Origin of the sequence: Fibrobacter sp. (genome assembly GCF_045112255.1) — a bacterium.
In the GTDB taxonomy this organism is placed as follows: domain Bacteria; phylum Fibrobacterota; class Fibrobacteria; order Fibrobacterales; family Fibrobacteraceae; genus Fibrobacter.
Map to the genome: position 1 here is coordinate 1 of NZ_JBGUHR010000101.1, position 1510 is coordinate 1510.

At 48.9% G+C, this 1510-nt stretch carries 2 protein-coding genes; both read right to left on the reverse strand.

Annotated elements, in window-relative coordinates:
- Positions 1-69: 69 nt before the first annotated feature.
- Entirely contained in the window at positions 70-678 is a 609-nt protein-coding gene (locus tag ACJMM9_RS13540) for a hypothetical protein (RefSeq protein WP_405327979.1), read from the reverse strand.
- Between the two features lie 2 nt (positions 679-680).
- Positions 681-1427, reverse strand: a complete 747-nt coding sequence (locus ACJMM9_RS13545; protein ID WP_405327981.1) for a hypothetical protein — start codon at positions 1425-1427, stop codon at positions 681-683.
- Positions 1428-1510: the final 83 nt, after the last annotated feature.

Sequence of the window (1510 nt, forward strand, 5' to 3'; positions counted from 1 at the left end):
TAACGAATGGTGGCCAAATGACCACCATTTCTAGTATTATAGCCATCACACACAAGAATCCGAGAAGCCTCATCTTTCCTTCCAGTACTTGACATGCTGGTCGATATAGCTAGCCAATGAATTCACGTCGTATGCTGGCATCTCGCTCACGTAGAACTTCGTATTGTCCGGATTGGCAACGTAGTTCTCGGTAGTCGTATCGACAGTGGCATCCACATACATCATGTCTGGCGTATCGTAGAAGATCTCGATGCCGAACTTCAAGCCCGGAATCGAGTCGAACTTCATTTCTATGGACTCGCTACAGTACACAAACTTTGCATTGTGTATTTCGGTGCCACGGTCGAACAGCAAGGCCGCCATGTCCAAGAAGCCGTCGTTGATATCTTTAGGCGTGGGAACAGCCTTGTATTCCTCGACGTCGTAGTCGCCTTCACGACGAGCCTTCATGAACTCGATCATCATTTCATACCGACCGAACCCAGCTTTCATCAACGACTGAGCCTTGTCATGTCCAGAGAACACGTCGGACTCTGGATCGACCGTGCCGCTAAGACGAACAGAAAGACGGTCTATAAGCCGATGACGTTCGTTTTCTAGCGCAAACCCGGTTAATCCAGTCGTCGCCAGATAGTCGTCGATTTGCTTGATTGTATAACAGTAGGTATCACCTTGCATAGCTACTTCTCCGGCGGTACATTTGCATGCTTCCACATGACGACATCGTCTTGGGATACAGACAAGTTCTCAACCTTACAATCTGGCGAGTTCTTCATAATGACATACTTGATATCGAACGAGCCGTCCTTGTTCGGAACGCCGATAACCGTCTTTCCATCCTTCAAGATGGCGACGTCGAGCCGTCCCGGAATTTGGCCGCCCTTATACCAAGTGACTTGGTTCATCAAGGCGACAATCTGGTTACGCAGCTTGGTTTCTTCTTCAAGCCAGCCAGACAGCAAAAAGTTAGCATCCTTGAGCTCGCGAGCGAAGCGTTCTCGGTCGTAGTCAGCGAACGGATCACGCTGCTGTCCCACTGGATGGATTTTTCGGGCATCGTGTTGAGCGGCGGAAAACCTTCTGCGAGCCTCTTCCAATTCCTTGTCGGTAGGGAATATCGGTAATGCGGTTTCTTGCGGAGTCCAGTCGATATAGAAACGATAGCAGCAGAAGTCTTCATCAAACAAGCAGTCAACCTTATACCCGGCACTAATCAGCATGAGCTCGATCGAATTTGCCAGCGGTTTCGTCTTGATTATAGTTCCGCCAGTACCATAGTTATCGACGGCAACCTCGTATGCGCCGTCCTTGGATGCCGAACGAATAGCCTTGTTGACATCCTTCATGAATGACTTGATAAGTTTCTTCGACGAAATGTCGGCAGCGTCCTTGGCGTTAATTAGTTCGTTAGTTTCTTCGGTCAGCATAACGGCTCCTACTTCAAGATAAAGTTCGTAACTTCTTTAATGACACGGCCATCGTCGCAATGGAACGTGTGCGTATCGCTACC